The sequence below is a fragment of the Streptomyces piniterrae genome (assembly GCF_005048155.1).
GTDB lineage: Bacteria > Actinomycetota > Actinomycetes > Streptomycetales > Streptomycetaceae > Streptomyces > Streptomyces piniterrae.
The window spans coordinates 832289-846566 of sequence record NZ_SUMB01000003.1; the positions used below are offsets into that span (position 1 = coordinate 832289).

Annotated in this window: 12 protein-coding genes; 3 read left to right on the forward strand and 9 right to left on the reverse strand. The window is 70.9% G+C overall.

Translation table 11 applies throughout. From position 1 onward, the window contains the following. Positions 1-76: 76 nt before the first annotated feature. The 5 genes from FCH28_RS12420 to FCH28_RS12440 all read right to left on the reverse strand — a co-directional run bounded on the left by FCH28_RS12420 (position 77) and on the right by FCH28_RS12440 (position 6963). The gene (locus FCH28_RS12420) at positions 77-1510 is read right to left on the reverse strand and encodes an NAD-dependent malic enzyme (protein ID WP_187363818.1); all 1434 of its coding nucleotides are present in this window, start codon (positions 1508-1510) and stop codon (positions 77-79) included. Between the two features lie 448 nt (positions 1511-1958). Continuing rightward, positions 1959-4541, reverse strand: coding sequence for a HelD family protein (locus tag FCH28_RS12425; protein WP_136739858.1), 2583 nt, complete (start codon positions 4539-4541; stop codon positions 1959-1961). 239 nt (positions 4542-4780) lie between these two features. After that, a complete protein-coding gene (locus FCH28_RS12430) occupies positions 4781-5524 on the reverse strand; it encodes an anti-sigma factor (RefSeq protein ID WP_136739859.1) in 744 nt (247 codons plus the stop codon). Continuing rightward, positions 5521-6060, reverse strand: coding sequence for a sigma-70 family RNA polymerase sigma factor (locus tag FCH28_RS12435; RefSeq protein WP_136739860.1), 540 nt, complete (start codon positions 6058-6060; stop codon positions 5521-5523). The genes FCH28_RS12430 and FCH28_RS12435 overlap by 4 nt, the downstream gene beginning before the upstream one ends. A 162-nt stretch (positions 6061-6222) precedes the next feature. Next, positions 6223-6963 carry a CGNR zinc finger domain-containing protein gene (locus FCH28_RS12440; protein ID WP_136739861.1) on the reverse strand — a complete coding sequence of 247 codons (741 nt, stop codon included), beginning with the start codon at positions 6961-6963 and terminating at the stop codon, positions 6223-6225. Positions 6964-7192: 229 nt separating this feature from the next. On the opposite strand from FCH28_RS12440, the gene FCH28_RS12445 reads away from it, so the two are divergent. Then, on the forward strand, positions 7193-8038 hold the full coding sequence (locus FCH28_RS12445; protein ID WP_246102677.1) for a class I SAM-dependent methyltransferase: 846 nt from the start codon (positions 7193-7195) through the stop codon (positions 8036-8038). A 118-nt stretch (positions 8039-8156) separates the two neighbouring features. Here the strand turns inward: FCH28_RS12445 and FCH28_RS12450 are convergent, their stop codons facing one another. Both FCH28_RS12450 and FCH28_RS12455 read right to left on the reverse strand, forming a co-directional pair. Next, positions 8157-9446: a uroporphyrinogen-III synthase gene (locus FCH28_RS12450; RefSeq protein ID WP_246102679.1), complete on the reverse strand. Its 1290-nt coding sequence runs from the start codon at positions 9444-9446 to the stop codon at positions 8157-8159. Between the two features lie 473 nt (positions 9447-9919). Further along, a complete protein-coding gene (locus FCH28_RS12455) occupies positions 9920-11299 on the reverse strand; it encodes a nitrate/nitrite transporter (RefSeq protein WP_136739862.1) in 1380 nt (459 codons plus the stop codon). 215 nt (positions 11300-11514) lie between these two features. Between FCH28_RS12455 and FCH28_RS12460 the strand changes: the two genes are divergently transcribed. After that, on the forward strand, positions 11515-12330 hold the full coding sequence (locus tag FCH28_RS12460; protein ID WP_136739863.1) for a helix-turn-helix domain-containing protein: 816 nt from the start codon (positions 11515-11517) through the stop codon (positions 12328-12330). Continuing rightward, positions 12327-12593: a DUF397 domain-containing protein gene (locus FCH28_RS12465; protein ID WP_136739864.1), complete on the forward strand. Its 267-nt coding sequence runs from the start codon at positions 12327-12329 to the stop codon at positions 12591-12593. The genes FCH28_RS12460 and FCH28_RS12465 overlap by 4 nt, the downstream gene beginning before the upstream one ends. Positions 12594-12599: 6 nt before the next feature. Here FCH28_RS12465 and FCH28_RS12470 read toward each other — a convergent pair whose 3' ends face one another. Further along, entirely contained in the window at positions 12600-13136 is a 537-nt protein-coding gene (locus tag FCH28_RS12470) for a DUF4232 domain-containing protein (protein WP_136739865.1), read from the reverse strand. 82 nt (positions 13137-13218) lie between these two features. Beyond that, positions 13219-14190 carry a LysR family transcriptional regulator gene (locus FCH28_RS12475; protein WP_136739866.1) on the reverse strand — a complete coding sequence of 324 codons (972 nt, stop codon included), beginning with the start codon at positions 14188-14190 and terminating at the stop codon, positions 13219-13221. Positions 14191-14278 lie beyond the last annotated feature (88 nt).

Sequence of the window (14278 nt, forward strand, 5' to 3'; positions counted from 1 at the left end):
ACCCACAGGTGGCGGCCATTGCTCACCGCCAGCCTATGGGGGCCTTGAGGACCGCGTGTCTCGCGACGCGCCGTACTCAGAGCGCCGTGGCAGCCGTCACATTGGGGTCCGCGGCCTTCGCCGCGTCCCGCACCGCACCGGCCACCGCGCCCGCGACCTTGTCGTTGAACACGCTGGGGATGATGTAGTTCGGGTTGAGCTCGTCGTCGTGCACGACGTCCGCGAGCGCGCCGGCAGCAGCCAGCATCATCTCGGTGTTCACCGTACGGGACTGGGCGTCGAGGAGGCCGCGGAAGACGCCGGGGAACACCAGGACGTTGTTGATCTGGTTCGGGAAGTCGGAGCGGCCGGTGGCCACGACGGCGGCGGTCTGCCGGGCGATGGCCGGGTCGACCTCCGGGTCCGGGTTGGCGAGTGCGAACACGATCGCGCCCTGCGCCATCTTCGCCACGTCGTCGCCGTCCAGGACGTTGGGCGCCGAGACGCCGATGAAGACGTCCGCGCCGACCACGGCCTCCTTGAGGGTGCCGGTGACGCCCTCGGGGTTGGTGTTGTCGGCGATCCAGCGCAGCGGCGAATCCGGGTCGGCGTCGACCAGGTCGGTGCGGCCCGCGTGCACCACACCGTGGATGTCGGCGACGACGGCGTGCCGGACGCCCGCCGCGATCAGCAGCTTGAGGATGGCGGTGCCCGCGGCGCCGGCGCCGGACATCACGACCCGGACGTCCTCGATCTTCTTGCCGACGACCCGCAGCGCGTTGGTCAGGGCGGCGAGGACGACGATGGCGGTGCCGTGCTGGTCGTCGTGGAAGACGGGGATGTCCAGGGCCTCGCGCAGCCGGGCCTCGATCTCGAAGCAGCGGGGCGCGGAGATGTCCTCCAGGTTGATGCCCGCGAAGCCCGGGGCGATGGCCTTGACGATCTCCACGATGGCGTCGGAGTCCTGGGTGTCCAGGCACAGCGGCCAGGCGTCGATGCCGGCGAAGCGCTTGAAGAGGGCCGCCTTGCCCTCCATGACGGGCAGCGCGGCCTTGGGACCGATGTTGCCGAGGCCCAGCACCGCCGAGCCGTCCGTGACGACCGCGACGCTGTTGCGCTTGATGGTCAGGCTGCGGGCGTCCTCGGGATTGTCGGCGATGGCCTGGCAGACGCGGGCGACGCCCGGGGTGTAGAGCATCGACAGGTCGTCGCGGTTGCGGATGGGATGCTTCGACGTCATCTCGATCTTGCCGCCGAGGTGCATCAGGAACGTACGGTCCGAGACCTTGCCGAGGGAGACGCCCTCGATGCCGCGCAGCTCCTCGACGATCTCCTCGGCGTGCGCGGTGGACGTCGCGGCGATGGTGACGTCGATCCGGAGTTTCTCGTGGCCGGACGCGGTCACGTCGAGGCCGGTGACCGACCCGCCGGAGGACTCCACGGCCGTGGTGAGCTGGCTGACCGCGGTCCCGCTGGCCGGGACCTCCAGCCGAACCGTCATCGAGTACGAGACGCTGGGCGCCGTTGCCATGGCCGACTTCCTCTGCTTTTACCGGGTCGCTGGAATTTTGCCGTCCGATCGTCGCACCTACCGCGGAGTACGCGGTAGCCGCCCCGTATTGCGAACGTTTTGTTCACGGAGACGGGCACGTTCGGAAAACAACTTCCACCATACGAGAAGCTCCTGGCGCAACAAAAGAGGTCCACGTCACCGGAGTGACGTGGACCTCTCATACAGTCAGCGGCACCGACCCGCCATGCTCGCCTCGCGGCAAGTGGTCGCTCGTAGCGACGATGGTTGGGCCCGGGGGCTTGGATCGAGCCGGTGCCGTCACCAAGGCTAACAAACCATCCCCGGAAGGGAATCCCGTCCCGGGGAGCCGGTTTCCAAACCCCTCGTACGGCGGCGACCATACGGCCCAGACCGCCCAGACCGCCCAGTTGTCCGGACCGCCCGGCCGCGCCAGGACCCCGGCGCCTCAGTCGCGCAGCAGGTCCGGCACCCCGTCCGCGTCCGGCTCGTCGCGCCCGGTGGACAGCACCGTCAGCTGCTGGGTGGCCCGGGTCAGCGCCACATACAGCACCCGCAGCCCGGCCGGCGACTCGTCGGCGATCTCCGCCGGGGAGACGACCAGCGTCGCGTCGTACTCCAGCCCCTTCGCCTCCAGAGAGCCCAGCGCCACCACCCGGTCCCCGAGCCCGGCCAGCCAACTACGGGCCTGCTCACGGCGGTTCATGGCGACCACGACACCGACCGTGCCGTCCACCTCGCCCAGCAGCCGCTCGGCCGCCGCCACCGTCGCCTTGGCCAGCTCCGCGTCGTCCACAGACCTGGTCCCGGCCCCGGTCCCGGCCCCGGCGCCGGCGCCGTCCACGGCGACCGTGAACCGCGGCTCCAGTCCCGTCGAACGGACCGCCTTCGGCGACGCCATCCCGGGCATCGCCAGCGCCAGCACCCGGGACGCCAGCTCGGCGATCTCCGCCGGGTTGCGGTAGTTCACGGTCAGCGTGAAGCGGCGGCGCGGCCGCGCGCCGAGCGCCTCGTCGCGGGCGACCGCCGCCTCGTCCGGGTCCGACCACGAGGACTGCGCCGGGTCGCCGACCACGGTCCAGGTGGCGTGCCGGCCGCGCCGGCCGACCATCCGCCACTGCATCGGCGTCAGATCCTGCGCCTCGTCGACGATGACATGGGCGTAGTCGGTACGTTCCTCCTCCAGCCGCTCCCGCCGGCCACGGCCACCGGAGTTACGGTCCGCGAAGGTCGACAGCTCCTCCAGGCCCGTCAACTGGTCCAGCGGGTCGACCTCCCGCTGCTTCGCCGGCCGCATCGGCGCACCGAGGATCAACTGGAGCTCGTCCAGCAGCGCGACATCGTGCACGGACAGCGGACCGTGCCCCTCGGCGTCCAGCCGCCGCAGCGAACGGGCGAGTTGGCGCACCTCACGCGGGTTGAGGACACGCCGCGCCCAACGCCCCAGCACCCGCTCGTCGGACATCGCGGCCAGCACCCCGCGCGGAGTGAGCTCCGGCCACCAGGCGTCCAGGAACTCCTGGAAATCGGACTCGGTGGTGATGTCCTCGTCGAAGCCCTGGCGGGCCTCGGCGGCCAGCTCGGGATCCGTGTAGCGGCGGGCGGCACCCGACTTGGCCCACAGGGCGTCGAGGATCAGCCGGCGGGCGCGCGGGCGCAGCAGATTGACCGGTGCGGTCCCGCCGAGCGCGGACTGCCGGATGGCGCGCAGCTCGTCGGCGTGCAGCTCGATCCGGCCGCCGAACGCGACGACGCGCAGGCGGGACGGCGGGCTCACGGCGGGTGCGGTCGGCAGGGCGGGGCCCGGTCCGGGGCGCGGGGCTCTGGACCGCCGTCTGCGACCGCCGCCGGCCGCGCCCCGCTCGGCGTCGTCCCCGGCCGTCTCGAAGAGGTCCTCCAGGGACAGCTGGGCGTTCTCGCCGCCCGTGCCCACACCGTTCCCGTCGTGCTCCGGCGCCGCGCCCGCCCCCGGCACCGCCAGTTCCAGCGCCCCGCGGGCCGCCTTGCGCAGCAGCTTCTGCATCCGGCTGGAGCCCTTGATCCGGGACACCTCCGGAGGGTCGTACGCGGTCGCCTCGGCCCCGTCCACCAGCGAGCCGAGCGCCCGGATGGCGACCTGGCCCTCCTCGCCGAGGGACGGCAGGACGCCTTCGGTGTACGCGACCAGCAGCGGCGTCGGGGAGACGATGAGGATGCCGCCCGCGTAGCGGCGCCGGTCCTGGTAGAGGAGGTAGGCGGCACGGTGCAGCGCCACGGCGGTCTTGCCCGTACCGGGACCGCCCTCGACCTCCGTGACGGACGCGGCGGGCGCCCTGATCACCATGTCCTGCTCGGCCTGGATGGAGGCCACGATGTCCCGCATGGTGTGGCTGCGGGCCCGGCCGAGCGCGGCCATCAGCGCGCCGTCACCGATCGCCGGCAGCTCCGCGCCGTCCAGCGTCGCGGTGATCTCCGGGCGCATCAGATCGTCCTCGACGCCCAGCACCCTGCGGCCCTTGGAGCGGATGACGCGGCGGCGGACGACCCGGCCCGGGGCGACCGGGGTGGCGCGGTAGAAGGGCGCGGCGGCCGGCGCCCGCCAGTCGATGACCAGCGGCGAGTAGTCCGCGTCGAGGACTCCGAGGCGGCCGATGTGCAGCGTCTCGGCGATCTCGGCGCGGTTGTTCTCGATCGCGCCGTCGGCGGGCTCGACGGAGGTGTAGGCGCCGTCCGGGCCCTTCTGGCCGTCCTTGCCCAGGAGCAGGTCGACCCGGCCGAAGAGGAAGTCCTCGTACTCGGAATTCAGGCGATGGAGATGCATGCCGGCCTGGAAGACCTGGGCGTCCCGCTCGGCGAGCGCGCCGGGCGTGCCGACCTGGCCGCGCTTGGCGGCGTCGTCCATCAGGAACTCGGCCTCGTGGATCTTCTCCTCGAGGCGCCGGTAGACGCGGTCCAGGTGCGTCTGCTCGGCCTCGATCTCGCGGTCGCGAACGGACTCCCCGGTGGTGTCCGGTGTGTGATCCGGTGCGTGCGTGGCGTTCTGCGCGGCCACCCAGGCCCCCTTCTGCTGTGCGTAGGGCAGCCGTCAACCGTACGCGAACCGGCCACCGCGCGCACCTGGCTAAAGGGACAAATTTGGGCGTGTTCGGTCGGATGTTGACGCGGGCGCGGCGCGAAACCCGACCGGATGGGCACCCGGGACCGTCCCGGCCGGCCCGGCGGATCAGCCGACCGGCCGACCGGCCCGCACGGTCCGCCCTCGGTCCGCCCTCACACCCGCACGGTCCGCCCTCACACCCGCACCGTCGCCAGCCGCCTGCCCTCCAGCGTGCGGACCTCGAAGCGGTCGATGTCACCGCGATTGAGGGCCGCGCCACCCGTGGCGTACAGCGGCTCCCGGTTCCACTTCGCGGTGCTGCCCTTGATGCCGTAGCCGCCCTCGGGGACCGCCCAAGTGGTGACCGCCTCCTGCCGCCCGTCCTTGCCCACCGCGACGAGATCGCAGGTCAGCGGCCCTTTGACGTTGGCGAGCTGGAGGACGACCTGAGTGCCCCAGGTCTTGGACGCCATGGACACGCCCGCCGCGACCTTGGTGACCGGGTCGACGGACGCCACCTTCTCGCCCTGGTCGAACTGCGCGCGGGCGGCGTTCGCCAGCGGCGGCGTGACGTCGCCCCCGGCACGGTCCGTCGTCAGGGCGACCGCGGCGAGCGGCCCGCCGATGATCAGTACGGCCGCCGCGGCCACCAGATACAGCCGGCGCCGGCCACGGGCGCGGCGGGTCGCGGCGACCTCGCCCAGCAGCCCGTCCAGCAGACCGGGCCCGGGGACCGCGGTGAGGGTCTGCGGCGTCGGGGCGGACTCCTTGAACTCGGCGAGCAGCGGCGCCAGCCCCATCAGCTCTTCGAGTTCGGCTGCGCACCGGTCGCACCCGGCGAGATGCGCCTCGAACCGTTCGGCGTCGACGGCGTCCAGGACGCCCAGCGCGTACGCGCCGACGTCACTGTGCCGGTCCGGCTGCGTGGGCGGGATCACTCCGTCACTCCTCGTTCTTCAAGGGAGAGCCTCAGGGAACGCAGCGCGTAGAAGACCCTGGACCGCACGGTCCCGGCCGGTACGCGCAGCACCTCCGCCGCCTCGCTGACCGTACGCTCCTTGAAGTACGTCTCGACGAGGGCCTCTCGGTGGGCCTGGCTCAGATCACCCAGCGCCTCCGAGATCGTCATCAGGCGCAGCGCCCGATCGATGACATCGGCGGCGGGCATCGTCTCCAGGGGTGTCGGATCGACCTCTTGGGGCCGGGCCTTGCGGCTGCGGTGACCGTCGATGACGATCCGTCGGGCGACGGTCACCAGCCATGGCCGGATCGAGCCGGTCGCGCGCTGCAACTGGTCGGCGTTACGCCAGGCCCGCACCAGCGTCTCCTGCACCACGTCCTCCGCACGGTGCCGGTCGCCCGCCACCAGCCGCAGGACGAAGGCGAGTAGCGGTCCCGCGTGGTCGTCGTAGAGGGCTCGCATGAGCTCCTCGTCAGGTGTCGTCCTGTCTGCCACCCCGGCATCCTTGCGCACTCCAACTCCCGGGTCGATAGCGCGGATCACCGGTGCGCGCCCGGGATCATGCCATGAATCGGACTTGTACGGACCCGCGGCGGCGACTGTCTTGGGGGGCAGTCGGGGGGAAACCGCCGCGGGTCCGTGCGATGAGGAATACGGGCGGGACGGGCGGCGCGTTCAGGGTCCGGCGAAGAATTTCGCGGCGGGCGGGGAAGCGGGGGCGGAGGGAGCGGTGAGGGAGGAAGCGGGGGCGGAGGAGGACGGGGCAGGAGAAGCCGGGGCGGAGGCGGACGGGGCGGAGGAAGCCGGGGAAGGGGAACCGGTCGCGGCGGCCCCGCCCTCGCCCCGCTCCATCGTCCGCCGCCGGTGCCGCGCCACCCGCTCCCGGTTGCCGCACACCTCGCTGGAGCACCAACGGCGGCGCCGGCCGCGGGAGGTGTCCAGATAGACCCGCGAGCAGCTCTCGCCCTCGCACTGCCGCAGCTGCCCGCGCGCCTCCGCGTCGGTGAGCAGCGCGACGGCGTCCCGCGCCACCGCGGCCAGCAGCCCCGCACAGTCCGGCAGGCCGGTGAACTCGCAGGTCAGGGCGCCGTCCGTCGCCCGTACGGCCCGCACGGCGGGCGGGTCACCGGCCTCGGCGGTAGCGTTGAGCAGCGTCAGGTCGGCGTCGGCCGCCCGGCCCCGGAGTTCGTCGTGCACCACACGGCGCAACAGGCCGCGCAGCGCGCGGAAGCGGGTGACCCAGCCGCCGTCGACGCCGTCCAGCGGGGCGCCGTGCGGCACCACCCCCGCGCCGACCAGCCAGGCCGTCAGGTCCTCGGGTCGGGTGAGCCGTTCGGCGGGCGTGCCGTCGGTCGTGGCCACCAGATCCAGGCAGATCCGCCCGCAGTCGAACCGCAGGTCGTGAGGCGCCGCCATGTGCCCGTCACTCCTTAGCGAACAAACGCGTGTGCCCCCAGAGTGCCCCGCGCATGAGCCGCCCGGAACCCTCCGTGGCCGGTACCCGCCGGAGAAAACCGAGGTAGACACCCGGAGTAGACGCAGCATGTATACAGTGCATGCATAGCCATGATCCGCGCCTCGTGCACAGTGCGCACGACCCCTGCCGTGCGCACTGTGCACAAGCCCTCCCAGCCGAAGGTCCGCCATGTCACGCACATCGCCGTCCCGAATATCGCCGTCCCGCATATCGCCGGCGCGCCTCTCGCCGTCGCGTCTCTCGCCCGTATCGCTGCTCAAGAACCGCGCCAGCCTCACCCACAAAATCGGCTACGCGGTCCGCAATCCGGCACGCATCACCCCGTACGTGAAGCGCACCGCACGGGACACCTGGCTGCGCCTCAAGCACCCGGACCATGTGGACTACTACCGCGCGGTGATGGCCTCCGACACCGGCCGCAACCCGGAAGCCGCGGTCGGCAGCCGCAGCCATGAACGCTGGCTGGCGCTGGGCGAGATGCAGTTCGCCTACCTGACGGAGCACGGCCTCAAGCCCGGCCACCGGATGCTCGACATCGGCTGCGGTAACCTCCGGGCGGGCTGGCGCTTCATCGCCCACCTCGACAGCGGCAACTACTACGGCATCGACATTTCGCCAGATATCCTGATATCGGCGAAGCGGACCCTGACGACGTACGAACTCCAGGACAAGCTCCCGCACCTGACGATCACTCAGGACCTCAAGCTGGACTTCCTCCCGGCCGGCCACTTCGACGTCGTCCACGCGCACAGCGTCTTCTCGCACTCGCCGATCCACGTCATCGAGGAATGCCTCGCGCACGTCGGCCGAATCCTGGCGCCCGGCGGCTTCTTCGACTTCACCTTCGACCGCACCGAGGGCGCCGAACACCAGGTGCTGCGCGAGGACTTCTACTACCGCACCGAGACCCTGCTGAACCTGGCCCGTAAGTACGGCCTGGAGGCCCGCTTCATGGACGACTGGGAAAAGCGCCCGCACGGCCAGTCCAAGATCCGCGTCAACAACCCGACCTGAGCCGCATCCCCTCCCACCGGCGCCCTACGTCCTCGCCCCCGGCGCCCTACGTCCTCCCCCGTTGGCTACGCCCTCACCCCCCGCGGTACGCGCCCCCCGGTGCGTACCCGCCCCCGCCTCACACCCCGCTGTACTTGTTCGTGTCCGCATGCGCGTCCAGCGACAGCCGGTATCCCCGCTTGACGACCGTCTGGATCAGCTTCGGCGCGCCCAGCGCCACCCGCAGCCGGGCCATCGCCGTCTCCACCGCATGCTCGTCCCGCCCCGCCCCCGGCAGCGCCCGCAGCAGGTCCGCGCGCGACACCACCCAGCCGGGCCGGCGGGCCAGCGCGCGCAGCAGCGCCATCCCGGCCGGCGGCACCGGCCGCAGCTCACCGTCCACCACGACCGCATGCCCACGGATCTCCAGCCGCCGCCCGGCGACCGGCAACGACCGCACCCGGCCCGGGAGTTCCCGGCACAGCAGCTGCACCAGCGGCCCGAGCCGGAAGCGCTCCGGCTGGAGCGTCGGGACGTCGTACCCCTGGAGCGGCAGCGCCGTGACCGGCCCGACGCACACCGGCAGTACGTCCTGCCGCAGCGCCTCCAGCACCTCGTCCCGGATGCCGCGCTCCTCCGCGCGCCGCAGCCATGACGCGGCCGCCGGCGCGCTGGTGAAGGTCACCGCGTCCACCCCGCGGCTCAGCACCGCGTCGAGCAGCCGGTCCACCGGCCCTATGTCCTCCGGCGGCATCCACCGGTAGACGGGCACGCCGACGACCTCCGCGCCACCGGCACGCAGCGCCTCGACGAACCCGGGCAGCGGCTCCCCGTGCAGCTGTACGGCGACCCGGCGCCCGGACACGCCTTCCTCCAGCAGCCGGTCCAGTACCTCCGCCATCGACTCGGACGCCGGCGACCACTTCTCGGTCAGCCCGGCCGCCCGGATCGCACCGCGCACCTTCGGGCCGCGCGCCAGCAGCTCCACCCCGGACAGCCGGGCCAGCAGCTCCTCGCCGAACCCCCACCCCTCGGCGGCCTCGATCCAGCCGCGGAACCCGATGGCGGTGGTCGCCACGACGACGTCCGGCGCGTCCTCGATCAGCGATCTGGTCACCTCAAGCAGCTCGGCATCGTCCGGGAGCGGCACGATGCGCAGCGCGGGCGCGTGCAGCACCTGGCCGCCGCGCCGCTCCAGCAGCGTGCCCAGCTCCTCGGCACGGCGGGCCGCGGTCACGCCGACGGTGAACCCGTCGAGCGGGCGCACGGCCGGCGCCGACGCGGGCGTGGGCGCGGCCGGCTGGGGCTGCTCCTCGTGCCCCTGCGACCCGTGGTCCTGCGCAGCGCGGCCCTGCCCCCCGTGGGCTTGCTCGCCGTGGCCTTGCGCGTCGTGGATCGGCTCCCCGTGAATCTGCTGCTGATCGATCATGATCGTCCCGCTCCGCCCAGAGTGGTGTGGTGCATGGTGCTCCTCGTCCCGCCGCGGCTCTGGCGGTACGAGGCCCGGCCGGACTCTGGTGAGTCCGGACGAGGCACGACCGGGCTCCGATGAGTCCGGACGAGGTCCTGTCGGGCTCTGGTGAGTCCGGCAGGACAGGCCCTGAGAGGCCCGGACAGGACCTCGGCCCACTGTTCGCGCGCCTCGCTCACTGCCTGCTGCTCACTGCCTGCTCGCCGCCTCCTCCTCGACTTCCTAATTACGGCAACAATTACGGAGAGTGATTCATTCCCACGCTCTGTTGTCGAATCGAACCGTCGAGTCCAACCGTCCGGTCGCATGTCGAACCATCCGGTCGTATGAGGAGGACCGAGCCTGGGACCGAGCCTGTCAACAGCACATGACAGGCACGGTCCCTCAACATTTCCCGACTGTTACGTAGGCTCGCTGCGCCGAGGCCCGCGTCACACCTCGGCGAACACCGGCCGCCGCGACTCCTCGCCCGCCCCGGCCGCATCCGCCTCGGCCGCGACCGGTGCGCGCCCCGCCCGCCGCAGGTATACGGCCCAGGTCACACCCACGCACAGGGCGTAGTAGGCCAGGAAGGAGACAAACGCCGGGGTCCCGGAACCCGTCGTCATGAACGACTGCCGGAAGGCGAGGTTGATGCCCAGGCCGCCGAGCGCACCGACCGCGCCGATCAGCCCCATGGACGCACCCGAGAGCCGGCGCCCGTAGGACGCGGCCTCTTCACCGGACAGGCCCATGCGCTGCGCCTTGGCCTGGAAGATGCCGGGGATCATCTTGAACGTGGAGCCGTTGCCCAGACCGGTCAGCACGAACAGCGAGATGAAGCCGACCAGGAAGATCGGCAGCGACTTCTGCGCCGAGGCGTAGATCACGACGAGCGTGGCAGCGCCCATCGCCACGTAGTTCCACAGGGAGATCCGCGCCCCGCCGAAGCGGTCCGCGAGCTTGCCGCCGACCGGCCGGATCAGCGAGCCGAGCAGCGGCCCGATGAAGGTGAGCGACGCGGCCTGCAGCGGCGTCTGCGCGAACTGGTTCTGCAGCACCAGCCCGAACGCGAAGCTGTAGCCGATGAAGGACCCGAAGGTGCCGATGTACAGCACCGCCATGATCCAGGTGTGCGCGTCACGGGCCGCGTCCTTGGCCGCGCCGGTGTCGTTCTTCACCGGCGCGAGGTTGTCCATGAACAGCGCACAGAGCACCGCCGAGACGACCGCCAGCGGGATGTAGACCCCCAGCACGATGTGCGGCTGCGTGGCACCCGCCGTGCCGATGACCAGCAGTCCGACCAGCTGGATGACCGGTACGCCGATGTTGCCGCCACCGGCGTTCAGGCCCAGCGCCCACCCCTTCTTCCGCAGCGGGTAGAAGGCGTTGATGTTGGTCATCGAGGAGGCGAAGTTACCGCCGCCGACCCCGGCGAGCGCCGCGACCAGGATGAACGTGCTGTACGACGTGCCCGGCTCGATCACCACCCAGGCTGCGATGGTGGGCACCAGCAGCATCAGCGCGCTGATGATCGTCCAGTTACGCCCGCCGAACTTCGCCACCGCGAAGGTGTACGGCACCCGCAGCACACCGCCGACCAGGGTCGGCACCGCGACCAGGAAGAACTTGTCGGCCGGGTCGAACCCGTACTCCGGCCCCATGAACAGCACCATCACCGACCACAGGCTCCACACGGAGAACCCGATGTGCTCGGAAAGCACCGAGAAGATCAGATTCCGCCGCGCGATCTTCTCGCCTTTTTCCTGCCAGAACCCCTCGTCCTCCGGATCCCACTCCTGGATCCATCGGCCTCCCTCACGCCCGGACATCGCGCCTCCCGATCAGCAGCCCCGGCTGCCCGTGCGGCAGCACCCTCGCTTCGAAGTTAGGGACGGCGCGTTTCCGGCCCGTGGCGGGAAGTGACCGCCGCGAAACCTTGCTCTCACGGGGCGGTGTGGTGTGCGGTGAGGGTGCGACCCGTACCCAGAGAGAGTACGAGTGCACGGACGGTCACGATGGCCGTCACAGGGGGAGTGGGTAGGGCATGAAACCAATGAACAGGCAGTCCGCGAACACTGAAGTCCTCGGCGCGATCATGGCGCTGTTCCGCGTCAATGCCGGACTCACGCAAGGTGAACTGGGGAAACGCGCGGGCGCGTCCGAGCAGACGATCGGGTCGATCGAGCAGGGGCGGCGGCCGCTGCTGCCGCACCTGGCGGAGAAGATCGACGAGGTGCTACGTACGGGTGGGGCGCTGGCGGTGGGAGTGGAGAGGCTGCCGAAGCGGGAGAAGTTTCCGGTTTGGGCCGAGGACTTTATGAACCGCGAGCAGGAGGCCATTTCGCTCTGCTGGTTCGAGAACGGCGTCATCCCCAGCCTGCTCCAGACCGAGGACTACGCGCGCGCCACGTTCCGTTGCAGCATTCCGCCCCTCAACGAAGACGAGATCGAGCAGCGGGTCGCGGCCCGTCTGGAACGCCAGCAGATCCTGCACAAGCAGCGGCCGGTTAATGCCAGCTTCGTAATCTCCGAGGCGATGCTGCTCGCTCGCCTCGGCGGCGTCCGTGTCATGCGCGATCAGCTCCGACACCTTCGTGAATGCGCCGACCTCCCCGGTGTCTCGATCCAGGTCCTGCCGCTCAGCTGCGAGGCTCACGCAGGGCTCGCGGGACCATTCGTACTCCTGGAGACCCCGGACCATGAGCACCTCGCCTACACCGAGATCCACCGCAGCAGCGAGCTTCACGCCGACCCCGACTACGTCAGCATCCTCACTCAGAAGTATGGAATGCTGAGGATGCAGGCCCTCAACGCAGAGGAAACCAAGGGCCTGCTGGAGCGGCTGCTAGGAGAGCAATGACCAACCTGAAATGGTTCAAGTCCAGCTACAGCAGCGACGAAGGCGGCGCCTGCATCGAAGTCGCCTACGACTGGCGGAAGTCGAGCTACAGCAGCGGCGAAGGCGGCGCCTGCATCGAAGTCTCCGCCCACCCCACCACCGTCCATGTCCGTGACTCCAAGGACCCGGACGGGCCGCACCTGGACCTCTCCCCCGCCGCCTGGGCGGAGTTCACCGCGTTCGCGGCGGACGCAGCTGCCGCCGCAGCCGCAACGGGCGCGTAACCGGGGCTACTCGGCAACTTCCTTGGGCGGGCTCATCCAGACGACGTCCTCGCAGATGTTCATCTGGGCCCGCCTGCCCGCCTCGTCCCGAGCGGTTATCGGCCGTCCGTATCCCGTGTCGCGCGGCGCGCCGACCACCGCCGTGTCGTTGCTGACGAGGCAGCCCTCGGGCTGTGTGGCCCGGTCGGAGTCCTTGTAGCGCAGTGCGGTCGTCACCGTGCCGCCGCGCCGCAGGTCTATGGGCATGGTCTGGCCGCGCCCCTTGCCGTCGGACATGGGGCCCTTGCCGACGTGGACCGCGAAGACCGGGAAGCCGCGGAAGACACACGCTCCCGGGCCCTTGTTGATGCTGGACAGCCGCGCATCACGCTGTGCGCTGTGCGGCTTCTTCTTCAGCAGGGTGAGTTTCCAGCGCAGGTTCTTCGTCGTGCAGTCGGCGTGCAGGGCGGCCATGCGTGGTGAGCCGCAGCCGATGAGTCCCAGGCCTAGGGTGACGGTCAAAGTGAGCGCGGCCGTCGCCGCGAGTAGTGATCGTCGACGCACGACTCCCCCTGTTCGTTCCGCGTAAGATTCCCTGCCGTTAAGGAAGGGTTTCGCGGGCTCGGGGTTGCCTGAGGGCCCGAAATCAGCGCAGGCCCATTGCCGTGGCGTCCGTTTCCGGCAGCCACCAGTCGGATTCGGGTTTCGCCAACCAGGCGTCTTTTTCGCCGAGTTCACGTGCGGCGGCGCGCAGCGCGTCGAGTCCGGGGTGGCGTAGCCCGCGTCGCCACACCATGGCGATCGGGGAGAGCGGTACGGGGTCGACGAGGGGCCGTAGCACCATTCCCGGTACGTCGATGAATTCGACGCTGGCCAGTACCGCCCATCCCTGTTTGCGTACCACGCGGGTGAATTCGCGGGAGCCGTCGATTTCCGGGAACGGTGCGGCCATCGCGATGCCCCGGCCTTCGAAGAGGCGGGCGGCCAGGTCCGTCCATTCGGCGGTCTGGGGGTTTCCGGCGCCGGCGTAGAGCGTTTCGCCGGCGAGTTCGGCGAGCGGGACGGTGGTGCGGGCGGCCAGCCGGTGGTTCTCGTCGAGCAGTACGGTCATGGGCTCCAGTCGGACGGGCTGGTGGTCGAGTTCGGCCCGTACGGTGTGCGGCAGTGCGGCGAAGCGTCCGAAGGAGACGTCCAGGCGTCCGGCCAGGAGTTCGCCGGCCGCGCCGGTCAGGCCGCTGTGGAAGCGGGCGACCAGTTCGCAGCTGTCCGGTAGCCGGCGGCGGGCGTCCTCCAGCACTCGGTGCGCGGTGCCGATCGGCACGCCGACGTCGACCAGCAGCGGTCGCTCGGGGTCCGCGCGGAAGGCGGCCGCCAGCTCGTCGTGTGCCGCCAACACCCGCTGTGCGTAGGGGAGCAGGCGTTCGCCTTCCGCGGTGAGGGCGACCTGGCGTGTGGTGCGGACGAACAGGTCGGCTCCCAGCTCCCGTTCCAGGCGTCGGATGTCGCGGCTCAGTGCCTGCTGGGCGGTGTACAGGCGGGCGGCGGCGCGGGTGAAGTGGAGTTCGTCGGCGACGGCGGTGAAGGCGCGCAGCAGCCGGGGGTCTATGTCGTACGGCACGGGCTCATCCTGGCACTGAACGGCGCGCGGGACTGCTTGCCGAATTGACAACGCAGGTGCGTGAATTGGCGCTGATCAGGTGTTGGAC